The organism is Actinomycetes bacterium, from assembly GCA_036000965.1.
Taxonomy (GTDB): domain Bacteria; phylum Actinomycetota; class CALGFH01; order CALGFH01; family CALGFH01; genus DASYUT01.
This window is the reverse complement of sequence record DASYUT010000107.1, coordinates 1-23,020: the sequence shown is the minus strand read 5'-3', so window position 1 is coordinate 23,020 and position 23,020 is coordinate 1. Positions and strand designations below refer to the sequence as shown.

At 73.5% G+C, this 23,020-nt stretch carries 23 protein-coding genes and 1 pseudogene; 8 read left to right on the top strand and 16 right to left on the bottom strand.

Annotated features, from left to right (window positions below; all coding sequences use genetic code 11):
- From VG276_08320 to VG276_08310, 3 genes are all read left to right on the top strand, one after another.
- Window positions 1–377 (top strand): SDR family NAD(P)-dependent oxidoreductase (locus VG276_08320; protein HEV8649396.1); only part of this gene is annotated, 377 nt, incomplete at its 5' end.
- 200 nt (window positions 378–577) lie between these two features.
- The gene (locus VG276_08315; GenBank protein ID HEV8649395.1) at window positions 578–733 is read left to right on the top strand and encodes a DUF6131 family protein; all 156 of its coding nucleotides are present in this window, start codon (window positions 578–580) and stop codon (window positions 731–733) included.
- A gap of 195 nt (window positions 734–928) precedes the next feature.
- On the top strand, window positions 929–1,108 hold the full coding sequence (locus VG276_08310; GenBank protein HEV8649394.1) for a hypothetical protein: 180 nt from the start codon (window positions 929–931) through the stop codon (window positions 1,106–1,108).
- A gap of 877 nt (window positions 1,109–1,985) precedes the next feature.
- On the opposite strand, the gene VG276_08305 is transcribed toward VG276_08310, so the two are convergent.
- Window positions 1,986–2,978 (bottom strand): NADP-dependent oxidoreductase, encoded by a 993-nt coding sequence (locus VG276_08305; GenBank protein HEV8649393.1) that lies wholly within the window; start codon window positions 2,976–2,978, stop codon window positions 1,986–1,988.
- A gap of 206 nt (window positions 2,979–3,184) precedes the next feature.
- On the opposite strand from VG276_08305, the gene VG276_08300 reads away from it, so the two are divergent.
- A complete protein-coding gene (locus VG276_08300) occupies window positions 3,185–3,625 on the top strand; it encodes a VOC family protein (protein HEV8649392.1) in 441 nt (146 codons plus the stop codon).
- A gap of 226 nt (window positions 3,626–3,851) precedes the next feature.
- On the opposite strand, the gene VG276_08295 is transcribed toward VG276_08300, so the two are convergent.
- The 12 genes from VG276_08295 to hutH all read right to left on the bottom strand — a co-directional run bounded on the left by VG276_08295 (window position 3,852) and on the right by hutH (window position 16,845).
- Window positions 3,852–4,229, bottom strand: coding sequence for a hypothetical protein (locus VG276_08295; GenBank protein ID HEV8649391.1), 378 nt, complete (start codon window positions 4,227–4,229; stop codon window positions 3,852–3,854).
- Window positions 4,230–4,426: 197 nt separating this feature from the next.
- Complete coding sequence (locus tag VG276_08290) at window positions 4,427–4,804, bottom strand: pentapeptide repeat-containing protein (GenBank protein ID HEV8649390.1); 378 nt, start codon at window positions 4,802–4,804, stop codon at window positions 4,427–4,429.
- Window positions 4,805–5,334: 530 nt separating this feature from the next.
- Window positions 5,335–5,664, bottom strand: coding sequence for an STAS domain-containing protein (locus VG276_08285; GenBank protein HEV8649389.1), 330 nt, complete (start codon window positions 5,662–5,664; stop codon window positions 5,335–5,337).
- A 285-nt stretch (window positions 5,665–5,949) separates the two neighbouring features.
- Window positions 5,950–6,462: a GAF and ANTAR domain-containing protein gene (locus VG276_08280; protein HEV8649388.1), complete on the bottom strand. Its 513-nt coding sequence runs from the start codon at window positions 6,460–6,462 to the stop codon at window positions 5,950–5,952.
- Between the two features lie 738 nt (window positions 6,463–7,200).
- Window positions 7,201–8,109 (bottom strand): HAD-IIA family hydrolase, encoded by a 909-nt coding sequence (locus tag VG276_08275; protein ID HEV8649387.1) that lies wholly within the window; start codon window positions 8,107–8,109, stop codon window positions 7,201–7,203.
- 182 nt (window positions 8,110–8,291) lie between these two features.
- The gene (locus tag VG276_08270; protein HEV8649386.1) at window positions 8,292–9,317 is read right to left on the bottom strand and encodes a carbohydrate kinase; all 1,026 of its coding nucleotides are present in this window, start codon (window positions 9,315–9,317) and stop codon (window positions 8,292–8,294) included.
- Between the two features lie 48 nt (window positions 9,318–9,365).
- Window positions 9,366–10,445 carry a hypothetical protein gene (locus tag VG276_08265; GenBank protein HEV8649385.1) on the bottom strand — a complete coding sequence of 360 codons (1,080 nt, stop codon included), beginning with the start codon at window positions 10,443–10,445 and terminating at the stop codon, window positions 9,366–9,368.
- A gap of 185 nt (window positions 10,446–10,630) precedes the next feature.
- On the bottom strand, window positions 10,631–11,254 hold the full coding sequence (locus tag VG276_08260) for a cyclodeaminase/cyclohydrolase family protein (protein HEV8649384.1): 624 nt from the start codon (window positions 11,252–11,254) through the stop codon (window positions 10,631–10,633).
- Window positions 11,251–12,201, bottom strand: coding sequence for a glutamate formimidoyltransferase (ftcD, locus tag VG276_08255; protein ID HEV8649383.1), 951 nt, complete (start codon window positions 12,199–12,201; stop codon window positions 11,251–11,253). Before ftcD ends, VG276_08260 begins: the two co-directional genes overlap by 4 nt.
- Window positions 12,191–13,489 (bottom strand): imidazolonepropionase, encoded by a 1,299-nt coding sequence (gene hutI, locus VG276_08250; protein HEV8649382.1) that lies wholly within the window; start codon window positions 13,487–13,489, stop codon window positions 12,191–12,193. Before hutI ends, ftcD begins: the two co-directional genes overlap by 11 nt.
- Window positions 13,486–15,222 (bottom strand): urocanate hydratase, encoded by a 1,737-nt coding sequence (gene hutU, locus VG276_08245; protein ID HEV8649381.1) that lies wholly within the window; start codon window positions 15,220–15,222, stop codon window positions 13,486–13,488. Before hutU ends, hutI begins: the two co-directional genes overlap by 4 nt.
- Before the next feature lie 36 nt (window positions 15,223–15,258).
- The gene (gene hutH / locus VG276_08240; GenBank protein ID HEV8649380.1) at window positions 15,259–16,845 is read right to left on the bottom strand and encodes a histidine ammonia-lyase; all 1,587 of its coding nucleotides are present in this window, start codon (window positions 16,843–16,845) and stop codon (window positions 15,259–15,261) included.
- A gap of 293 nt (window positions 16,846–17,138) precedes the next feature.
- Between hutH and VG276_08235 the strand changes: the two genes are divergently transcribed.
- Complete coding sequence (locus VG276_08235; GenBank protein ID HEV8649379.1) at window positions 17,139–17,372, top strand: hypothetical protein; 234 nt, start codon at window positions 17,139–17,141, stop codon at window positions 17,370–17,372.
- 214 nt (window positions 17,373–17,586) lie between these two features.
- On the opposite strand, the gene VG276_08230 is transcribed toward VG276_08235, so the two are convergent.
- Window positions 17,587–17,901, bottom strand: coding sequence for a hypothetical protein (locus VG276_08230; GenBank protein ID HEV8649378.1), 315 nt, complete (start codon window positions 17,899–17,901; stop codon window positions 17,587–17,589).
- Between the two features lie 277 nt (window positions 17,902–18,178).
- On the opposite strand from VG276_08230, the gene VG276_08225 reads away from it, so the two are divergent.
- From VG276_08225 to VG276_08215, 3 genes and pseudogenes are all read left to right on the top strand, one after another.
- Entirely contained in the window at window positions 18,179–18,820 is a 642-nt protein-coding gene (locus VG276_08225) for a histidine phosphatase family protein (protein ID HEV8649377.1), read from the top strand.
- A gap of 102 nt (window positions 18,821–18,922) precedes the next feature.
- Window positions 18,923–20,083 carry an FAD-binding oxidoreductase gene (locus VG276_08220; protein HEV8649376.1) on the top strand — a complete coding sequence of 387 codons (1,161 nt, stop codon included), beginning with the start codon at window positions 18,923–18,925 and terminating at the stop codon, window positions 20,081–20,083.
- A 37-nt stretch (window positions 20,084–20,120) separates the two neighbouring features.
- Window positions 20,121–20,333 (top strand): annotated as a pseudogene (locus VG276_08215) (DNA gyrase subunit A).
- Here VG276_08215 and VG276_08210 read toward each other — a convergent pair.
- Together VG276_08210 and VG276_08205 are read right to left on the bottom strand one after the other, a co-directional pair.
- A complete protein-coding gene (locus VG276_08210; GenBank protein HEV8649375.1) occupies window positions 20,291–22,300 on the bottom strand; it encodes an ATP-dependent DNA helicase UvrD2 in 2,010 nt (669 codons plus the stop codon). The pseudogene VG276_08215 and the gene VG276_08210 sit on opposite strands and share 43 nt — an antisense overlap.
- 194 nt (window positions 22,301–22,494) lie before the next feature.
- Window positions 22,495–23,020, bottom strand: a 526-nt coding sequence (locus tag VG276_08205; protein ID HEV8649374.1) for a DUF5753 domain-containing protein, incomplete at its 5' end; no start/stop codon positions are given.

The following is a 23,020-nucleotide window of genomic DNA, read 5'->3' as shown; positions in this document are numbered from 1 at the left end:
GGACCAGCTACATCGACACCCGCGACGTCGCCGCGGTGGCCGCCCGGGTGCTCACCAGCCCCGGCCACGAGCGCAAGGCGTACGCGCTGACCGGGCCTGAGGCCCTGTCCGGCGCTGAGGTGGCCGAGCGGCTGTCGGCGGCCACCGGCCGCCAGGTCCGCTACGTCGACGTCCCGCCCGACGCCTACCGCCGGGCGCTGGCCGGCGCTGGCCTGCCCGGCTGGCTGGTCGACCGCCTGATCGAGCTCAACACGATGATGGCGGCCGGCCACGCCGCCGGGGTCACTGACGAGGTGGCCACGCTGATCGGACGCCAGCCGCGGACGTTCGAGCAGTTCGCTGCCGGCCACTGGGCCGCTTTCGGCGGCTCGCAGTAGTCGCTGCCGGCGGCGTCGCTGTTGCCGCCTGGCTTCGGCCGTGGCCGGCCGCAGGTCCGCGCTGAGCTGGCGGCGGTGAGGTGGTCTCTCCACCTGCTCGGCCAGGTTGGATTGACACCGCGGCGTGGGAACGATCAGAGTCCGGTCGGCCAGGTCCCTCGGCGCACGACGCGTGGAGGTGGGCCGGAGGAGGCAGCAGCGTGCTCATTCTCGGATTGGTCCTGCTCGTCATCGGCTTCATCGCCAAGATCGCGATTCTGTGGACGATTGGGATCATCTTGCTGATCATCGGCGCCGTCTTGTGGATCCTGGGATCGATGGGACGCCCGGTTCGCGGCCGCCGGCACTACTGGTAGCGCCGAGGCGCGCCACCCCGTTGACCCGATGACGGTGCCGTACGAGCAAGGTGCCTGTGAGCGGGCATCTGTGGAGAGCACGCGAGGGCCGGCGGCTCTGGTTGCTGACCTGGGTGCCCGAGCTTGTGAAACGCGGGGGGCCGGAGGCCGCCCTGTCGTCAACGTCGCGATCTGTAGCCGGCATGGGAGGTGGCGGTGCGGCGTATCGGGTCACTACTGGTCGTCATCTGGCTGGTCATCGGCGTCGTCGCGGCGGCGCAGCGCGATTACTTCTCCGGTTCGAACGTCAACTGCGCCAAGCTGGGAACGATCGCGGTCACGATCGTCGCCGGCCCGTTGAACTACGTCGGTGTCAACCCGAAGGTCAAGTGCTAGCTGCCCCAACCGTCGAAGTAGGAGACGCAACTCCGGTCCCCGCTCGCCAGGGCTTGTCGATTGGCGGTGAATGATCTGGCGGTCGGGCGCGGGCCTCATTCGGCCTCATGAGCCAAGGCGCGGGGATCGGCGCCGGTCATTCCCTTGGTCATTCCACCATGGGCTACACCGCACGACAGAACGCCACCAGCCAGACGGCACACCTGACCTGAGCTGCGAGAGCAGCACGCGACAGGGCCTGGTAGACGGCTGTGGACGGACTCATAATCCGCCGACGTGGCGGCGGCTGAGACCGGGCTCATCAGCGGTGAGGCTTGCGATCTCCCGCCACTGCGCAAGCGGTAGGCCGTGAGGATCGGAGTTGAAGACCTGAACGCAGGTGAACATCACCTCAGAACGCAGGACTGGTCAGGACTCCTTGGCGATGGCGTCAACGGCGCCTCGGCTGGGCAGCGGACGGGCAGCAACCGGCGGCCGTGAGGGTCGGCAAGCCCACGGGCGGACCGTGGCAGACCGTGAGGCCGCGCACCGGCTCACGTCCTCGCTGAGCTGCGGTTCCGTCACGATCCTCCACCGTCTTGCAACCGGCGCCCTGCTTCCCCGCCGGGCCTGTGCAGACAGGCAAAGGACAGGCGATCACGATCCGGAGAAAAGGGGCTCTCTGGGGCCGAGCCGAGGGGCCCGACCCGGACCGGATCGGCGGGCGGCGCAACCGGCAAGGCGGCGCGCGGCGTGTGTGAGGCTAGTCGGTCGGGATACCGAGGCGTCATCGAGGCATGAGCACGATGGTGCCGGTCGTGGTGGATTCGTCCTCACGACCGACCTCGGGGTCAGCTACGAATGTGGCCAATCCTGCTCTCCCACCGCTCCCGAACGCTCACGAGACAGTGAGCACGAGCTTGCCGCGGGTGTGCTTGGTGGCGATCTTCGCGAGCGCGTCGGCCGCCTTCTCCAACGGGAAGGCATGGATCTCGGGCAGTCGCAGCGTGCCGTCCTCAAGCCAGCGCGCGAGCCTGGCGAGCTGCTCGGACGTCAACCAGGTCACGACGTTGGCGGCGCTGACGCCACGCTCGGCGAGCTCCTCCTTGTCGGCGCCGCCCACCGCGGAGGCGACGCGCCCGCCGGGCCGCAGCTGCTCGCTGAGGGCGGTCACGGCCGGCTTGTCCCCCACCAGGTCGACGATGGCGTCGATGCCGTCGGGATGGCGTGAGCGCACAGCGTCGCCAACCTCACCCGCGGTGTAGTCGATCACGTCGGCGGCGCCGAGTCCGCGCGCATAGGCGACGTTGCGCCCGCTGCAAACCCCCACCACCCGCGCGCCGCGCTGCGCGGCGAGCTGCACCAGGAAGCTCCCGACGCCACCGGAGGCGCCGATGACGAGCACGGTCTGGCTGGCGCCGAGGGCCACGGCATCCAGCAGTGTGAGCGCGGTGGCCCCGCCAAGGGGCACTGCCGCCGCTTGCGCGAAGTCGAGCGGGGTCGGCTTGCGCCGGATGGCGCCGGCGGACATGGTGGTCGTCTCCGCGTACGTGCCCTCGCCGAGGTACGGCTTGCCGACGGCGCCGAACACCTCGTCGCCCACCGCCAGGCCGTCGACCCCGTCGCCGAGGGCCTCGACCACCCCAGCCGCGTCGACGCCGGGGACCAGCGGGAAGCGGTGCTCCATCATGTCCCTGACATGGCCCTGGGCGACCACGGCGTCGAACGGGTTGACCCCGGCGGCCCGCACGCGGACCAGGACCTGGCCTTCGGCCGGCTCGGGGATGGGCAGCTCCCGCACCGATCCTGGTTTCCCGAAGCTGTCCAGCGCGAATACCCGCATGCCAAACCCCCCCTGGTCGTGCACGTGGACGAAGCGGCCGTGTCCCATAGGGATCCTATGGAGGTGCCGTGCACAGTCAACCCCGCCGACACAGCGGTGTCCACGACCAGAGCGAGCAAAGACGGCAATGACCGCCATGACCAGCCCTGACCCTCGGCGCTCCTCTTGCTCGACCCTCGGCGGCGCTTCCCTGGTGCGGGTGATCGCCCTCATGATGGGTCCGCGATCCGCTGTCGACACGAGGAGGCGCTCCGATGGCAGTCCCGCTGTCCCTCGGCCCGGTCCACCACCTGCGGCTCACGGTCACCGACGTCGAGCGGTCCCGGGCGTTCTACACCGAGCTGCTCGGGTTCCAGATCGCCATGGACGCCCCGCCGCCTGCCGACGACCCACACCACGACCTGACCATGGACCTGCTGCAGGGCGGCATCGTCATGGTCAACGGCGACCTGCTCCTGGGGCTGCGTCCGGTGGACGCCGAGCGGGCCGGCGACCGCTTCGACCCGTTCCGCTGCGGCCTTGACCACCTGAGCTTCGGTGTGGCCGGCAGGGCCGACTTGGAGCTGGCGATGCAGGCCTTCGAGGAACGCGGCGTGGAGCACGGCGGCATCAACGACCTGCCGCCGTTCGGCATCGCGGTGCTGCCGTTCAAGGACCCCGACGGGGTCGCGCTGGAACTCACCGCCCCGCTGTAGCCGGCCCAGCCGGATCGAGTGGTGGTGCTGGTCGGCGATGCCGTCCACGGCATGTCGCCCAGCCCAGGCGCTCGGCGACGACGAGCCACGGCCACGCCGAACGGGAACGCTGACCGCCTCCAGGCGGTGCCCTTCGCCTCTGGGCAGCAAAGCGCTGGGCAGCGGAGCCCGAACCCTGCACGGCCACATCCGCAGGCTGGTGGTCCAGCGCAGATGCTTTCCAACCTCAATTTGAGGGGGTGATCACCTTTCCTCCGCCTGGCGGCGTGGTCAGCACCCGCTCGACCGACCAGCCCTTGTGACACCGGCGGAGCAGCGTCTGGACCCGGATGCCCGTCCGTCGCGACCACTCCACGAAGGTGAGCGTCTCCCCGTTCCACGTGAGCACGTCGCCGCCGCTGTGTGGTATCGCGGCCGGCGGTCGGTCATCGCTGGGCGACCGGGAACGCGGCAAGTCCACGGACTGGTAGAACCGTCGCCGCTCGGGGTCCTCGCGCAGCGACAGGTCGGTCTCTCGTTCCAGCCTGCGCCGGAACTCCTCGTCGGTGACGGGCCGCTGGCCGAGAGGGATGTTCGGCGGGGAGCGGCGTCGCTCGTCGGTCACGTTGGACCTCCTCGACCTCGACGCCAGGGTAGCCGCTGGGCGGCCCCCGCGAGGCAGGTAGGCGAGCAGCACACGCCCAGGATGGGGTACGAGTAGGGCTCGGCCCCGCCGCTGTCTTGGAGGCGGAACCAGCCGACCGGGAGGGAGATGTCCTCCTGCACGGCCTGCTACCCACCACAATAGTCGCGACGCCGGTGTCACTCCTGCTGGCGCTCGGTACGTGTCGGGGTCGCTCCCGCCGCCAGTGGATCGAAGCCGGCCGGCCAGGCCGTTACTGGCGAGAACGTCGCTCCCCGAAGGTCGGTGCCTTCCAGGTTCGCACCCCGGAGGTCGGCCGCATCCAGGTCGGCAGCTTCGAGGTCAGCGTCGCGAAGGTCGGCATCGCGCAAGTCGGCGGCGTGCAGGCAGGCGTCGCGGAGCCGAGCCTCCCGCAGGTCCGCCTCGCGGAAGTCGGCCCCCGGAAGGGGCGTGGCCGACAGGCCGGCGAGGTGGAGATCAGCTCGGGTGAGGTGCTCCCGCCCCCTGCTCGCAGCACCAGCCAGCGGGACAGCCGGATATCTGGTAGAGATCACCATCGACACTTCCCCCTTGCACGATCATCCCGGTCCTCTACCACGCCTGTTCTACCCGGTCGGCGTACCGGTGCAATCTCTTGACCGCGGTAGCCGGTAGCCATACCCGCTGCGCAGACGTCCCAACCCTGCCCGCGCAGCGGTCCCCGCCCGCCCTGCTCGCGCAGCAGGTCCCGCCTGCTGCTCCTGACCGCAGCACCGGGCCTTGTGGATCGGGGCGGAACTCTGATGGTGCGGGGCTTCAACTCGCTCAGACGACGCCGGGGTGCGACACCGGCTGCCCCGCAGTGTCGTCGGCAGCCGTTGACTCTTACCAGGCTGCTGTGGAAAGGAGGCGCTGCCAGGGCCTGGTGGTCCCTGGGCTCGGGGACCTCGTGCGATGGTCCAGGTGCTGGACGACGGCGGCGGCCGCCGGTGCGCATCGTCGGCTGGGAGGGTACTGAACAAGGGCCAATCTGGCGCCTCCCCGACTGTAAAACCGCAGGTCAGCGCATTGGAGGACTGGGTCGCAGCGGGTTATTCAGCGCCCTCCTCTAGCCGCCTGCTGGGAGGTCGTGCGTCTGGGCGTGGGTGAGGCCGGCGAGTTCCATCAGCTCCGCCACCGGCGGGCCGGCAGACCGCAGCACGAGGTCGCCACCATCCTGGAGGGTCCGCGCAGACGCCCTGGCGATCGCGTCGACGCCTGCGGAGTCGATCAAGATCATGCCGGCCAGGTCGAGCACGATGTGATGGTGGCCCTGGCCCATCAGGTAGCTCAGGTACTGCCACAGCTGGTCGGCGGTGTGGACATCGATGTCGCCCTGCACGGTGACGATCGCGTACCCCTGCGAAGGCGTGACCGCGGACTGGGACAACAGGGCCATAGCGGCCTCCTTGCGTAGCAGCGACTTGTCCGGCTCTGAAGCCACAAGGTCAGCTGCTACCACCGAGCCGATCGAGAAGCCCGGGATCTCGGTAGGGTTGCTGGCAACCTATGAGCCTCTCGACAGTACGCCGTCCGGCGGCTACGGGCTACCTCAACCAACGAGCATTCCGTGCCGAAGCCGCGATGTAGGCGCCGACCACCGAGAAAGAGGGAGCTGCTGGCGCGGGCGGCTGGGGAATGAGGCAGACCAGGTCACTGGCACTACGGCCTCCGGACGGCGTGGCTATGGCCGTTGGTTGGCGATGACGTCGGCGGCGACGTCGACGACTCGGCGGCCGGAGGAGCGGGCCAGCTGGCGCAGGAGATGGAAGGCGCGCGAGGGGACCAGGCCCTTGCGCTCCATCAGGACGCCCTTGGCCTGCTCGATCACCGTCCGGCTGTCCAGGGCCTCCCGCAGCTGCGTCGCAAGCCGCCGCTGGTGGGCAGCCTCGGCCGCCACCGCGAGCAGCCGGCCGGTCATGGCCGCGAAGGCGCTCAGGGTCTGGACCTCGTCCTCCCGCCACAGGCGCGGCGTCTCGTCCACCACCGCGCAGGTGCCGAACAGCCGCCCGCCAGCCCGGACCGGTGCGGCGAGTACCGCACGCACGCCATGGCCGCTCGCGGCCGGCCCGAGCCGGGGCCAGCGACGGTCGGCGCGCACGTCCCGGGTCCAGACCGTGCGGTCACGGCCGAGCGCGTCGGCGCTCGGGCCGCCGCCCAGGTCTCGCTCGGCCTGCCCGAACGCCAGCGCGCCCACGCTGGTCGCGGTCGCCCAGCGCCCCGCCCGGTCTCATCGACCAGCACCAGCCCGGCACCGTCAGCCCGCAGCAGCCGTGCGGCCATGCCGACCGTCTCGTGCAGCGCACCGGCCAGGTCGGCCGGGGCGTGTGGCAGCGTCTCTCCGCCGGGTCGGGCAGGCGTACCGCCGAGCAACTCGCCGAGCAAGGCCGCATCGCTTGCCGTGCTCGACGGCTCGTCGTCCGGGTCCCGCACGAACGTGTCGTACTCCACCACGCCTTCCCCGAGGACCAGACCGACGCCACATCCGGTCCCGACCCGCACGGGGATCGGACGCAGACCCAGCCTCGGTGATCGGTTGTGGGCCGGCACGCAGCAGGCTCGTCGCCGTTGCGGCCGGATTCTTTGCGTACCCCACGCAAGCCGACGCAGCCACGCCATGAGGGCCTCCACGCCGATGAGGGCCTCCACGCCGATGAGGACCTCCACGCCGATGAGGACCATCACGCCATGAGGACCTTCTGACGGGTCATCCTGATCCGGGACCCGCCAGATGGTCCCTGGCACGCCTGAGGTTGCGCTGGCGGCAGTCCCAGGGTGCTTGGCGCCCGCGAGCTCACCGCCGACTTCGGCGACAGGCCCCTGAGGTTGCGATGGCGGCAGTCCAGGCGTGCCGCACCGCCGGCTGCCTGGTGGGGCGAGCCCACGAGGCCTCGCGGTCCGGGTCGGCAGCTGAGGCGGTGCTGGTGGGGCGAGCTTACGAGGCCTCCGCGCTCCGGGTCGGCAGCTGCTCCGGTGCTGGCGAGCCCATCCCGTCCGGGGTGCTCCGGCGGGCCGGACGCCAGCTGGCCGCTCCCCGCGCCTGGCCGACCGTCTCCACCAGGTCGGCGATGGAGTCGACGATGCGGGAGGGCAGGTAGGGGAAGCGCTCGGCCTCTGCTCGGGTGGTGATGCCCGACAACACCAGGATGGTCTGCAGCCCGGCCTCGATCCCGGCCACCACGTCGGTGTCCATGCGGTCACCGATCATCACCGTGGACTCCGAATGGGCGTCGATCGCCCGCAAGGCCTCGCGCATCATCAGCGGGTTGGGCTTGCCGACGAAGTACGGCTTGACCCCGGTGGCCTTCTGGATCAGCGCCGCGACCGCGCCGGTGGCCGGGGTCGGCCCGGCCGGCGACGGCCCGGTCGGGTCGGGGTTGGTGGCGATGAAGCGGGCCCCGGCGTCGATCAGCCGGATCGCGCGGGTGATGGCCTCCAGGCTGTAGGCGCGGGTCTCGCCCAGCACGACGTAGTCGGGGTCGCGCTCGCTGAGGGTGTAGCCGACCTCGTGCAGCGCGGTGGTCAGGCCGGCCTCGCCGATGACGTAGGCGGTGCCGGCGGGGCGTTGCTGGTGAAGGAACCGGGCGGTGGCCAGCGCCGAGGTCCAGATGGCGTCCTCGGCGACGACCAGGCCGGTGGTGGCCAGCCGGGCGGCCAGGTCGCGGGGGGTGTAGATGGAGTTGTTGGTCAAGATCAGGAACCGGTGGCCGGTGTGTTGCAGGCGCCCGACGAAACGGTCGGCGCCGGGGATGAGCCGCTCCTCGTGGACCAGCACGCCGTCCATGTCCATCAGGTAGGTCTCGATCGTCGGTTGGCTGCTCATCGCATCGTTCGTCTTGCTCATCGCATCGTTCGTCTTGCTCATCGCATCGCCTGTCTTGCTCATCGCATCGCCCGTCTTGTTTGGAAGTCATCGGGAGCTACATGTGAAGCTGCTCACATATTGCCCAGCCAACGTAACGATCGTGTGTCTCTGGTGCAAGCATCAGATCAACAGTTGCAAGCAACGGCCGGGCTGGCCCCGGCTCAGGGTCGGGGGAGCCCGGTGAGCAGCTCGCCAGCCGTGGGCGGGTGCGCGCCGCGGCGGCTGCAGGTGATCGCGGAGGCCAGGACCGCCTCGTCGAGGACCTCGGCGAGCGGGCCGGTGCCGATGGCGCGGAGGTCGCCACGCCGGTCCGTGCCGAGCAGGCCGAGGCGGTAGAGGCCGGCGAGCAGGCCGCTGGTGAAGGCGTCGCCCGCGCCCACGGTGTCGACCACGGCGACAGGCCGGCCCGGCCGCCGCACCACGCCCGCCTGCCGGGCCACCGCCACCACGCCATCGGGACCGAGGGTCACCGCGACGATCGCAGGACCGCTCGCGAGCCACGCCTCGGCGACTTCCTCGGGCGCTCGGCCTGGCAGCAGCCACCTGAGGTCCTCGGCGCTGGCCTTGACCACGTCGGCCAGCGCCACCAGGCCCTCGATGCGGCCTCGGACGTCGTCGGGGCTGCCCATCAGCAGCGGCCGGCAGTTCGGGTCGTAGGAGACGGTCACCACCCCCCGGGCCCGCGCGAGCAGCCGGCTCAGGACGTCGGCCCCGGGCTGCATGGTGAGTGCCAGCGAGCCCGCGTGGAGCGCGACGACCCGGCCGTCGAGGACGCCCGCGAGCTCGGGGTCGCGCCACTGCCAGTCCGCGGTGCCCTCGACCCGGAAGTCGTACTCCGCTCCTCCGTCAGGGCCGAGCGCCACGATCGCCAGCGACGAGGGCTCCTCGGCGCGCGCCGCGAAGGCCAGGTCGACGCCGTTGTCGGCCAGGTGCGCGCGGATGCGACGGCCGAGGAGGTCGTCGGCGATGCGGGCGACCATGCGCACGGGCACATCCAGCCGGGCAAGACCTACGGCGACGTTGGCCGGGCTGCCGCCCGGGGCCGCCTCGAACAGCCAGGGGCGGCCCGCTGGCACGAGGTCGATCAGTGCCTCGCCGGCGACCACGACGGCCCCCGGCTCGTCGTGCCCGCCAGACCCTGACCCGCCCCTGGCCGCGGTAGTGGCCGAGCTCGGGAGCAACCCCATCACCGCCTCATGTCCTCAGCAACCTGGTCAGTCCTTCAGGCAACCTGGTCAGTCCCGGTGCACGCGGATCCGGCCGGTCGACGCCCGCACCTCGACCAGGTAGCGACCCGGGCCGGGCGTGTTGCGGGTCTGCCAGCCACGCGCGGTCCGCTCGAGCGCCTGGGCCGCGAAGTTGTTGACGGCCAGACCGTCCACCCGGAGCTCGAGGCCAGCCGTCCTGGGCACGTAGAGGTCAACCAGACCCGCCGAGACCCGCAGGTCGACCCGCACGTGCCTGACTGGCTGGCCGAGGCGGACGGCCAGGCGGGAGACGCCGGCACCGACCCTGACACCCCGCACGTCGAGGTCGCGCAGGTCGAGGTCGGTCGTGAGCGCGCCCCCGTCGACCTCGACCTCCCAGGGCAGACCGGTCGAGAGCCTCGCCGACCAGTCGCTGCCCCGGTTGCGGGCGAGCAGGCCGTGCTGGCCGGTCGCGCGGAGGTCCACCACTGCCGTGCTGCCGCTGGTCGACACGCTGGCGCTCGGCGCGCCGGGCGAGCGTAGCTGCGCGTCGTACAGGCCGGTCGCGCCCGGGCCGACCCGGAGCCTGCCGCTGCCCAGTGAGACCCGCAGCACTGCCTGGTCGGCGCCAGCGGGGACCGGCCCGCTCTCGGCGACGTCGGTCCCCGCGCCAGGGGGGGACAGCGACAGGACCACCGGGGCGGCCAGCGCCAGGACCACGAGCAGCCCGCCGACGGTGCGCAGCGAGCTCCGCCCCACCCCCTTGCCGAGCCGCTCGAGGCCCAGGCCGACGAGCACCAGCGGGACCGCCACCAGCACGGTCTGCACCAGCGAGGTGACGCGGGTGGCGAGGGCGGCCGTGGTGGCGCCCAGACCGGCGACGAGCACCGTCAGCCCGGTCCAGTAGGCGCCGCTGCCAGAACGGCGGCCACCGGCAGGCTGGAACGCCTCGGCGCCATCCGTGTCCGCCGGGTCCGCCGGGTCCGCCGACGCCGGGTCCGCCGGGTCCGCCAGCGGCCGGGTCCAGACCGCTCCAGGGTCCCCCGCCGTGCCCGCCGTGCCCGCCAGGGGCCGGGTTCGGACCGGTCCAGAGCCCCCCGCCGGGTGCGGCCCTGGCTGCTCGCTCACTGGCGCCCCCTCCCGTGCGACATCCCGTCGGACCCACCCGCCATGCTCACCGGCGCCTACGGAGTATCCGCCTCCTCGGCGCCGACCGGAAGCTCCCGGCGTCTCCCCTCGTCCCGGGTCATCGCAGCAGGCCCATCTCCGGCGCGGTCGCCCGGGCGACCTCGTCCCGGCGTCTCCGTCCCGGGTCATCGCAGCAGGGCTTCGAGGAGGGCGGCGGCGTCCCGCCCGACGCGGCGGGCCCCGGCCAGCTCGGCCCTGCGGGCGGCCAACCCTTCGCGCACGCCGGCATCGACCAGCCTGGCCAGGTTGACCGTCACCGTGGCAAGGCCGCCCTCGAGCGCCGCGAGCAGCAGGTGCACGGCGGTGAGCTGGTCGCTGGCGGTCCTGGCCAGGCCCCGGCCGGCCAGCTCGGCGGCCAGATCCAGGCTGCGGCAGGCCAGCTCGGCCGTGCCGAGCGGGACGAGGGAGGCGTCCACCACGGCCGCCTGGGCCGCCCGGGCCGCCCGCTCGTCGCCGCCCGCGGCCCGGGCCGCGCGGGCGGTGGCCACCAGCCGCTCGTAGGCGTCCGCGTCCGCCCCCTCCCTGACCAGGAACTCGGCCCGCAGCGCGTCGGCCTCGGCAGCCAGGCGGCCCAGGGCACCGGCGCGCTCCTGCTCCGCCTTGCGGGCCCCGATCCGGGCCGCCATCGCGAGCAGGGCGCAGCCGAGCGCCCCGGCGACCGCGGCCGCGCTACCACCGCCCGGTACCGCAGTCGGCACGGCATATGCCTCGAGCCAGGGATGCTCGCCGAGCCTGGGCTTCGCGCTCACCACGCACCTCTGGTCGTGCCGCGCTCGGCCAGGGCCTTCCTGATCCGCTCCTCGACGAGCCGGTCCGGGGAGAAGTCGAGCAGCTTCAGGGTGGCCGGGTCGGTACCTTCGAACGCGGCCTCGGGCGCCAGGCCGACCAGCTCGGAGCCGGCCACCCGCACGCCGGCATGCTCGGCGAGCCGCGCGACGGCCGCGAACGCGGCCGCCGGCGGAGTCACCCGGAAGTCCAGCAGGTTCATCGAGACCTGGACCATGCCGCGGCCTGGGAGCGCGAACCCCAGCGCCCGCACCGCGGGCAGGCCGCCGTCGCGCGCCCGCACGGCGGCGGCGATGCGCCGGGCCAGGGCCAGGTCGTCGGTGGCAAGGTCGACGTTGTAGGCGACCAGGAAGGACCGGACCCCGACCGCGCTGGCACCGGCCGTCGGGTGCGGGGCGGGGCCGCCGAAGTCGGGCGCCCGGGCCGGGTCGGCCGCCGCGGTCCGCAGCAGCTCCTCGAAGCCCCGGCCGCGGACCTCCGGCAAGCTGGCCCGGTGCGGCCTTTCCGGGCGGGCCGCTGCACCGTAGAGGTAGGCCGGGATGCCGACCTCAGCGGCCAGCCGCCGGCCGGCCGCCTCGGCCAGGACCACGCAGTCGGCCAGGGCGACCTGGCCGAGCGGGACGAACGGCAGCACGTCGAGCGCGCCCATGCGCGGGTGGGCGCCGGTCTGCCTGGTCAGGTCGATCAGGCGGGCGCAGGCGGCCGCCCCGGCCACGGCCGCCTCGACCAAGGCCTCCCCCGGCCCGGCCAGGGTCAGCACCGAGCGGTTGTGGTCGGGGTCGGACGAGCGGTCGAGCACGAGCACGTCCGGATGAGCCCTGGCGAACGCGTCGACGATCTCGTCGACCACCTCCGGGCGGCGCCCCTCCGAGAAGTTCGGGACGCTCTCGACGAGCCTGTCAGCGCCCATGGAGGAGGCTCCCCTCCACGTCCGCGGCCAGGATGCCCGTGTCCACACCGGAGCGAGCGATCACCGTGCCCGCCTTGACCACCACCCGGGCCAGGTTCACGCCGAGGTGGTAGGCCAGGTCCAGGTAGGAGCGGCCCTCGAGCACCACCAGGTCGCAGGCTGACCCGGGCGCGAGCCGCCCGGCCCGGCCGCCCCGCCCCAGCGCCCGGGCCGCGCCGTCGGTGGCCGCCAGCAGCGCCTCCTCCGGTGTCAGCCCCCCGTGCACGCAGGCCAGCGCGACCATGAGCTGCATCGACTCGCAGTAGCAGGTCCCCGGGTTGCAGTCGGTGCCGAGCGCCAGCGTCACTCCGGCGTCCCGCAGCACCCCGGCCGGGGCCGAGCGCCCCGTGCGCAGCAGGAAGCTCGTGCCAGGCAGCAGCACCGCGACCGTGCCGGCTGCCGCCAGGGCCCGCGCCTCCTCCGGCTCGAGGTAGAGCAGATGGTCGGCGGAGACGCATCCCTGCTCGGCCGCGAGCGCCGCCCCGCCGGTCGAGCCGAGCTCGTTGGCGTGCAGCTTCGGCGCGAGGCCGGCGCGCCGCCCCGCCTCCAGCACCCGCCTGGACTCCTCCACCGTGAGCGCCCCGCGGTCGCAGAAGGCGTCCACGAACTCGGCCAGCGGCGCGCAGGCTGGCAGCATCTCGTGCTCCAGCAGGTCCAGGTAGCCGGCCCGGTCGGCGGCGAACTCGGCCGGGATCAGGTGGGCGCCGAGGAACGTCGGCACCACCTCGACCCGGGTGCGCGCGGCCAGGCTGGCGAGCACCTCGAGCGAGCGCCGCTCGTCGGCCACGGTCAGGCCATACCCGGACTTCGCCTCGAGCGTGGTCGTGCCGTGCAGCGCGGCCCGGACCAGGCGGCCGGCCGTGGCCGCCTCGAGCTCCGCGCCGGATGCCGCCCGGGTCTCCCGTACCGTCCGGTTGATGCCACCACCGGCCGCCAGCGCCTGCTCGTAGCCGACACCGCGCAGCCGGGCGGCGAACTCGTCGGCCCGGTCGCCCGCGAACACCAGGTGGGTGTGGGCGTCCACGAAGCCGGGCACCACCGCCATCCCCTCGGCGTCCAGGCGGACCGTGCGCCGCTTGTCGAGCGGCAGGTCGGGCAGGTCGCGCTCGGGACCGGCCCACAGCACGGTCCCCTTGCTGGCCGCGACCGCGCCCCGCTCCACCAGCCCGAGCGGGCCGGCCCCGAGCCCGGGATCTGCTGTGACCAGCTGCCCCGCCCCGGTGAGCAGGAAGTCGACAACCCCGGTCACGTGGCCGCGCCCACCCCCCCTGGGTTCCCATGCTTCCCGTGCGGGGCCACGGCGTCGCCGGCCCCGGCATCGCCGGCCCCGGTGACCATGGGCAGGTCGAGTCCGCGCTCGCGGGCCACGTGGACCGCGGCGTCGTAGCCGGCGTCGGCGTGGCGCATCACCCCGGTGCCTGGGTCGTTGGTGAGGACCAGCTCGACCCGGCGCGCCCCCTCCTGGCTGCCGTCGGCCACGACCACCACGCCAGCGTGGATGGAGCGCCCGATCCCGACGCCGCCGCCGTGGTGGACGCTCACCCACGACGCCCCGGAGGCGGTGTTCAGCAGCGCGTTGAGGATCGGCCAGTCCGCGATCGCGTCCGAGCCGTCGGCCATCGACTCGGTCTCCCGGTACGGGGAGGCGACCGACCCCGAGTCGAGGTGGTCGCGGCCGATCACGACCGGCGCCCGCAGCTCCCCCCGGGCGACCAGCTCGTTGAAGGCCAGCCCGGCCTGGTGCCGCTCGCCGTACCCGAGCCAGCAGATCCGGGCCGGCAGCCCCTGGAAGTGGACCCGCTCCTGGGCCATGCGCAGCCAGCGGGCCAGGTGCTCGTCGCCGCCGAACAGCTCCAGCACCGCCTGGTCGGTCCGGGCGATGTCGGCCGGGTCGCCCGAGAGCGCGGCCCAGCGGAACGGGCCCTTGCCTTCGCAGAACAACGGCCGGATGTAGGCGGGCACGAACCCCGGGTACGCGAAGGCGTCCGTGAACCCGGCCGCTCGCGCCTCCCCGCGCAGGTTGTTGCCGTAGTCGAACACCTCGGCGCCCGCCCGCATGAACCCCACCATCGCCTGGCAGTGGGCGGCCATCGACTCCCGGGCCTGCTTCACGTAACCGTCCGGGTCGTCCCGCCTGGCCGCGGGCGCGTCACCCGGGTCGACCCCGCTCGGCACGTACCCCTCGAGCGGGTCGTGGGCCGAGGTCTGGTCGGTCACCACGTCCGGCCGGAACCCGCCCGCGAGCAGCTCCGGAAGCACGTCGGCCGCGTTGCCGGCCAGCCCGACCGACACCGCCCGGCCCTCCCGGGCCGCCGCCTCCACCCGCTGGACCGCGTCCCGCAGGTCGTCGGCCCGCTCGTCGAGGTACCCGGTGGCCAGCCGGCGCTCGATCCGCTCCGGGTCGACCTCCACGCAGAGCGCCACGCCCTCGTTCATCGTCACCGCGAGCGGCTGCGCCCCGCCCATCCCGCCCAGGCCGGCGGTGAGCACGACCCTCCCGGCCAGGCTCGGCCAGCCCCTGGCCGCCGCCAGCGCCGCGAACGTCTCGTAGGTGCCCTGCAGGATCCCCTGGGTGCCGATGTAGATCCACGACCCGGCCGTCATCTGCCCGTACATCGTCAGGCCGGCCGCCTCCAGCTTCCGGAACTCCTCCCAGGTGGCCCAGGCCGGCACCAGCAGGGAGTTGGCGATCAGCACCCGGGGCGCGAACGAGTGGGTCTGGAACACCCCCACCGGCTTGCCCGACTGCACTAGCAGCGTCTCGTCGTCCCGCAGCCGGCGCAACACCGCGACGATCCGGTCGAACGACGGCCAGTCCCGCGCCGCCCGTCCCGTGCCCCCGTAGACAACCAGGTCGTCGGGACGCTCCGCCACCTCCGGGTCCAGGTTGTTGCAGAGCATCCGCAGCGCGGCCTCCTGCTGCCAGCCGAGGCAGCTCAGCTCCGGACCTCTCGGCGCGCGCACCCGCCTCGCACCCTCCATGACGGTCCGCTCCCTTCTCCACTTCCCCGCCGCGGGTCAGCGCAACGGCCCGACCACCCGCTCAGCCGCGTCCACCAGCACCCCCGAGGCGACCTGGCCCTCGACGGCGGCCAGGTCGGGAGCGAGGTAGCGGTCGGAGCCCAGGACGGGCACCTCCTGCCGCAGCCTCTCGAGCACGGCGCCCACCGCCGGCCCGGGTGCCAGCGACTCGCCCTCGTCCTTCGCCTGCCCGACCCGCAGGTCGATCGCCTGGGCCGCGCAGAGCGCCTCGATCGCGACTGTGCGGCGCACGTTGGCGACCACGCGGCGCAGCTTCAGCCCCGCGGTCCACCCCATCGACACGTGGTCCTCCTGGTTGCCCGAGGTCGGGATCGAGTCCACCGACGCCGGGTGGGCCAGCACCTTGCAGTCACTCACCAGTGCGGCCGCCGTGTACTGGGTCAGCATCAGCCCCGAGTTCAGCCCCGGGTCGCTGGTCAGGAACGCAGGCAACCCGTGGTTCAGGGCCGGGTCGAGCAGCCGGTCCACCCGCCGCTCCGAGATGTCGGCCAGCTCCGCCAGCGCGATGGCCAGGAAGTCGAGCACGAACGCGAGCGGCTCGCCGTGGAAGTTGCCGACGCTGACCACGTCGCCCGAGTCCGCGAAGACCACCGGGTTGTCGGTCACCGAGGCGAGCTCCCGCTCCACCACCCCCCGCGCGAACGCGATCACGTCCCGGCACGCCCCGTGCACCTGCGGGGCGCACCGCAGCGAGTACGCGTCCTGGATGGCATGGTCGGAGTGCCGGTGGCTGGCCAGGATGGGCGAGCCGCCCAGCAGCCGGCGCAGGTTCGCCGCGCTGTCCCGCTGCCCCGGGTGTGGGCGCAGCTCGTGCACCCGGGCCTGGAACGGCCGGTCCGTGCCGAGAAGCCCCTCGATCGACATCGCGCAGGCCACGTCCGCCATCGCGGCCAGCGCCTCGGCGTCGGCCACGGCCAGGCAGGCCAGCGCGAGCATCCCCTCGGTCCCGTTGACCAGCGACAGCCCTTCCTTGTAGGAGAGCGCCAGCGGGGCAAGCCCGGCCCGGCGCAACCCCTCGGCAGCCGGCATCCGGGCGCCGTCCACCAGCACCTCGCCCTCGCCGAGCAGCGGCAGCGCCAGGTGCGCGAGCTGCGCCAGGTCACCCGACGCCCCCACCGACCCGTGCTCAGGGATCACCGGGGTCACCCCCGCCGCCAGCAGCGCCAGCAGCGCCTCGACGATCACGGGCCTGACCCCCGAGAACCCCTGAGTCAGGGTCCGGGCCCGCAGGAGCTGCATGGCCCGCACCACCTCGACGTCGAGCGGGTCGCCGGTGCCGGTCGCGTGAGACAGCACGATCCTGCGCTGCAGCTCCTCGAGGTCGCCTGGAGCGACCGCGGTGTTGGCGAGCAGGCCGAACCCTGTCGACACCCCGTACACCCGCCGGCCCTCGGCCACCGCCCGCTCGACCACGTCCCGGGCCGGCGCCATCCGCGCCCGCCCGTCCTCGCCCAGCTCCACCGGCACCTGCTCACGGGCCACCGCCACCACGTCGGCAACCGAGAGCGGGCCCCCGGACAGCACGATGCGGTCCAGCCCGACGTCCTCGCCCAGCCGTGTCATGCTCGCATCCTACGGCACCCGCAGCCGGCCCGGCCCACTCGCTGACCGGCCCACCCGCTGACCGGCCCGGAAGGGCGGGGTGGGCAGCGGCGCCCGGAACGGGTTTCAGCCGTCGGCACCCGAGTCATCCCCTTGGCACCACCTAGCAGGAACTCCTGGTTATGCGCTTGGACGAGGCAGCTATACGAGATCGGTATGCGGAAGTTGCGCTTCAACAGGTGCAAGATGACGGAACTTGGGCCATGCTGGTGTTGCGTCCCGGCGCTGACCGGGGTGAGCGAGGAGACGACGACATGGGCACCGACTTCCCTGGCGATACCGGTACGACAAGCACCCTGCAACGCGAGGTGTGCGACAAGTGCGGCTCGCGCATGTTCCTCCAGGGCTCGGCCTTAGGGTTCGAGCGCTGGGAGTGCCCGAAGTGCCACCAGGTCGTCGGCATCGACCGCGACCCCGACACCGGGCACCGCTTCCAGATCGACCGCGGGCAGCCCTGGAACTACTCCCCGGACGCGTTCAAGAACTGACGCTCCGGCACCGGCTGCGGCACCGGCTCGACGCGAGCCGGACCCCCGGCCATCGGCGGCCGATATTGGCGGGCCCACCTGGGCTCGTTCTTGCTCCCCCTGGCAGCAACCTGGGTCCACCCCCACGCCACCCCCGACCTTCCTGAACGCCTCCGGCCCGCGCACACGGCCGCCCCCAGCCGGCTCCGGCCCGCAGCCGCCACCCTTCCGCGGCTCACGAGCCACGAGGCTGGGGCTCGACGGGTGCGGGCTCGGCCGCGTCGAGGGCGAGCGCGACCGGGTCCAGGCCCGAGCGCAGGAAGTCCAGCATGGCGGCGGACCGGTCGCAGTCCTTCACGGCGACGACCTCGTAGCGGGCGAGCCGGCACGACCAGCCGAGCGCGGTGAGGGTCGCAAGCGCGTCGGCGGCGTGACGGCAGCTGGACCGGACCGCCTCCCCGAGCGCCCGCACCGCGTCCGGGCCGACCACGGTCCCCTCGCCCAGTTCCCACCCAGGCGGGAAGTACAGGTGCACCCGGCAGCGGGCCATGATGCCTCCTCTCACGCTCCGCCCGGATGCTGCCGCACCCGGCCGGCCCCTGCCTGGCGTCGTCCACAGCCCCGGGGTTGGCAGCGCCGGGCGGGCAGCCACAGCGCCCTTGCCGCTGTGGCTGGTGACCGTCGCTGCCAGCAGACGAGGGGGACGAGCCTCGCGCGCCTCGAGCAGGACGCATGGACGCCCGAGCGGGCGGCGTGGCGTTCGGGCGCTGCTACGATGCGGGCGCGCCGGCCCGACCCGTCCCGTCCGTCCCAGCGAGGATGCCCGCGTGTCCGAGACCTCCGTCCACCTGGTCCGTCACGGGCAGGTGCTGAACCCGAAACGGGTGCTGTACGGGCGCCTGCCCGGCTTCAACCTGTCGGACCGCGGTCGCACGCAGGCGGACCTGCTCGCCCGGCACTTCGCCGCGGTGCCACTGGCTGGTGTGATGTCCAGCCCGCTCGAGCGGGCCCAGCAGACCGCCAGGCCCATCGCGGCGGCGCACGGGATCAAGGTCGAGACGGACATCCGGCTCATCGAGGCGGGCAACGTGTTCGAGGGTGCCGCCGGCAACGTCCTCTGGTACCTGCTGCGGCATCCGGCGATGTGGTGGAAGCTGCGTGACCCGAGCGGACCGTCGTGGGGGGAGCGCAACATCGACCTGGCCACGAGGATGCAGCAGGTGGTCGGGGCGGTCCGCGGGCGGTTCGCGAGCGGCCAGGTGGTGCTCGTGTCCCACCAGGCGCCGATCTGGGTCTGCCGGCTGGCGTTCGAGCGGCGCTCGCTGACGCACTGGCCGAACCGGAGGGAATGCTCTCTCGGCAGCGTGACGACGCTGGTGTTCGACGGGGACCGGCTGGCCGGCGTGCACTACACGGAGCCGGCCGCGGCCGCGCTGCTAGGCGCCGGCCCGGACCGGGCTGGCGCCTAGCGCCGGCAGGTAGTCCGGATGACCGCCTGTCGTGGCATGCGTCGATTCTCGCCGACCCGCCCCGGATCGACCACAGCGCGGGCCCTCGGCATGATGGATGGCGTGGAAGGGGCGCAGCGGTCCGGTGGCCCGGGGAGCGGGCAGGCGACGCTGTGGGCTGCCGCCCTCGACCCGGCCGACCGGGCCGCGCTCGACCCGGGTGTGCCGACCGACCTCAACCGCCGGCCCGACGTCCTGGTGGTCGGGGGCGGCGTCGCAGGCCTGGCCACGGCGGTGTTCTGCCGCCGGGCGGAGCTTGGCAGCGTGCTGGTGGTGGAGGCCGGCCGGCTGGCCGGGGCCGCCTCCGGAGGCGCCGCCGGCGTGCTCGCCCCTGAGCTGCACCAGCTCACCGACCCGCCCTCGTTCGTGACGCTGGCCCGCTCCAGCCTGGCGCTGCACCGCCGGCTCGACCAGGAGTGGGATGGCGCCCTGGGGCTGAGGTGGGCGCCCCGGCTGCTCCTGCCCGACCGGCCGCCGGCCGGGCTGCGACCGTGGCCCGGGGTCGAGCTGCTCGACGGCCGCCAAGTGGCCGAGCTGGAGCCCGCCCTCGCCCCGGTGTCCGGGCCTGGCCTGCTCACCGTCGACCAGGCCCAGGTGCACCCGCTCCGCCTGGCCGCCGTCCTGGCCCGCCGGGCCGGCAGCGTGGCGACCGGGGTCGCGATGACGGGCGCCGCGACGACCGGGGGCCGCATCGCCACGGTGCACACCACCGCGGGCGAGCTGCATCCGGGGGTAGTGGTCTTCGCGACCGGGCTGGCCCCCCTGCCCTGGGTGCGCATCCCGCAGCGGCTGGTCAAGGGCCACCTGGTCGCCACCAGGCCGCTTGCATGCCGGCTACGCGGCGGCGTGCACCTGCCCGGCTTGGGCGTCGGGCCCGTGCCCGGTGGAGGCCTGCTCGCCGGTGGCACCCGGGACGAGGGCGACCTGTCGTCGGCGGTCCGCCCCGAGGTGGTCGAGCGCATCCGGCGCCGGCTGGGCGAGCTCCTGCCCGCAGCGCAAGGGGTGCGCCTGACCCACCGGTGGTGCTGCTTCAGGCCGGCGACCTCCGACGGCCAGCCGGTGCTCGACCGGGTGCCCGGGACCGACAACGCATGGGTGAGCGCCGGCCACGGCGGGACCGGGATCCTGCTCGCACCGGCCGCCGGCCGCGCGCTCGCCACCTGGATCGTGACCGGCCAGCGCCCCGACGAGGTGGCCGGCCTCGGGCTTTCCCGGTTCGGCTGACACCGGGGTCGGGCGGGGCCACGACACAGGCGAGCCGCCTCCCCTCCCGGCGCGCTTCCCGAACCTGCTCGCCAACGGCCCGGCCGGCATCGCGGTCGGCATTGCCACCAACATCCCGCCCCGCAACCTGGGCGAGGTCATCGACGGCGAGGAGGGCGAGGACCTCCCCCACGCCGCAGGTGTCACAGAACCAGGAGCCAGGTACGGTCAGTCGTCGGCGCCGAGGAGGGCGAGGAGGTCGTCGCCGTAGCGGTCGAGCTTGGCCGGTCCGATGCCCTCGACGGCGAGCAGCTCGCCTCGGCTGCGGGGCCGGCGCTCGGCCAGCGCTTCCAGGGTCCGGTCGTTGAACACGACGTAGGCAGGTACGTCGTCGGACTTGGCTCGCTCGCGGCGCCAGGCGCGGAGCTTCTCGGTGAGCGGCGAGCCGGCCCGCGCGCTGCTCCCCGATCCCCGCGCGCTGCTCCCCGATCCCCGGGCGATGCCGGCCGCGACCGCCCGGGGCCGGACGCGCGTTCCGCCCGGAGGGACGAGGTCGTCCAGAAAGCGGGACGGGCGCCGGGGCTGCTCCCGCCCCGAGGGGCCCGCGCGCCGGGCCGACCAGGCGAGCCACAGGTGCACCCGGGCCCGGGTCAGCCCGACATAGAGGAGGCGGCGCTCCTCGGCCACCTCGTCGGGTGTGCTGGCCTGGCGGATGGGCAGCGTGCCCTCTTCGAGAGCGGGCAGGAGCACGGCGTCGAACTCGAGGCCCTTGGCCCGGTGGTAGGTGAGCAGGTTCACCCCCCCGCCGACGCCGTCGCTCTCGTCGGCCGCCCTGCTCGCAACCTCGGCCAGGAAGGCGGCCAGGTCGGCCCGCTCGTCGCGGGCCTCGAGCCGCTCGGCGAGCCCGAGCAGCGAGACCAGCGAGGCGTGGCGCTGGCGAGCCTCCTCGCCGTCGGGTTCCTGGTCGCGCCGGAAGTCCAGCCGCTCGAACCAGATCGCCTCGAGGGCGTCGACCAGCCCACCGCCGGCCGCGCGGGCGGACCGGGACCGCAGCACGGCGAGGGCGCCGCGGACCTCCGGACGGCGGAAGAACAGCTCGCCCCGGACCTGGTAGCGGATGCCGGCTCCGCTCAGCGCCTCCTCGAGCGGCGGGATCTGCGCGTTGGTGCGGACCAGCACGGCGATCTCGTCGGCGGGGACGCCCAGGTCGACGAGCCGGCCCGCTTCGGCGGCCAGGGCCTTGGCCTCGGCCTCGGCCGACTCGAAGGCCTGTACGCTCGGGCCCGGCCCGGATGGCCGGGTCGCGACCAGCCGCTTGGCCTGCGCGCGGCCGGACCGGGCGAGCAGCCGGTTGGCCATGGCGAGCACCTCGGGCGTGGAGCGGTAGTTCTCCTCCAGGCGGACCACGTGCGTGCCGGGATGGCGGCGGACGAAGCCGGTCAGGTACTCGCTGGACGCGCCGGTGAAGGTGTAGATGGTCTGGTCCTCGTCGCCGACCACGGCCAGGTCGTCGCGGTCGCCCAGCCAGGCTTCGAGCAGGGCCTGCTGCACGGGGTTGGTGTCCTGGTACTCGTCGACCGAGAACCAGCGGTACCGGCCGCGGATCTCCTCGGCCACGTCCTCCCTGGTCCCGATCGCCTCCAGCGTGAACGCGAGCATGTCCTCGAAGTCGATCCGGCCGGCGCGCTGCTTGGCGCGCTCGTAGCGGCGGAACAGGCCGGTCATGAGGTCGGCTGGCACCGGCGGGGTGCGGCCAAGGCTCTCCACGGCGCCCTGGTAGCCCTCCGGGTCGAGCCGCCTGGCCTTGGCCCACTCGATCTCGTCGGCCAGGTCCTTGAGGGCGGTGAACCGGTAGCCGCCGGGTAGTGACCGCTGCAGGGGGGCGAGCAGCGGCGCCTTGGAGTCCAGCACCTCGGGCAGGGCCTTGCCCGACACCCGGGGCCAGAAGTACCGGAGCTGGGCGAGCGCTGCGGCGTGGAAGGTGGCCGCCCGGACCCCGGGGAAGCCGAGCCCGGCGAGTCGCTCCCGCATCTCGCCCGCGGCCTTCTCGGTGAAGGTGACGACGAGGACGTGGCCGGGGTGCACGGCGTCGGTCGCGATCGCGTAGGCCACCCGCCGCGAGATCACCCTGGTCTTGCCGGTGCCGGCCCCGGCCAGGATGCAGACTGGCCCGGCGGTCGCCTCGACGGCCGCCCGCTGGGCGGGGTTGAGGTCGTGGGTGAGGAACTTCGGGTGCATGGCCGCAGTCTCCCACAGGCGCCCGACCGCAGACCCCGGTCGTCAACAGGCCTCGGGATCATCCACATGCTGCACCCCCGCGCTCCGGGCGCCCCCTGCCGACCACCCGCCCGGACCCAGGGTGGCTGACGTTCCCCGCCGGCGCGAGCAGCTGCGCGACGATGCCCGCCGGGTCCTCGAGGTCTCGCGCCCCGTCACTCCTCGTTCAGGATCGCGCCGAGGATCGCCGCGGTCTTGTCAGGAGCCGCACCACGGGCGCAGATGCTCTCCATGACATGCAGGTACTGGTCGACGTCATCATGCTTGTCCAGGTACAGAGCACTCGTCAGATGCTCGACGTAGACGACGTCCGGCAGCTCCTCGTCGGGGAACCGCAGGATGCTGAACGCCCCGACCATGGCCGGATGCGCGCCGGCACTGAACGGCAGGACCTGCAAGACCACGTTCGGCAGCTTCGTGGCCTCGACCAGCCGCTCGAGCTGGACACGCATCACCTTCCGGCCGCCGACCGGCCGGCGCAGCGCCGCCTCGTCCACCACCGCCCAGAACCGCGGCCCGTCGTCCTGGGCGAGCAGCCGCTGGCGGGTCAGCCGCAGCCTGACCCGCCGTTCCAGCTCCTCTGGCGAGTCGTCCAGCTGCGCGCCCCGCATGACCGCGCGCATGTAGTCCTCGGTCTGCAGCAGGCCGGGGACGAACTGGCCCTGATAGGTCCGGATGAGC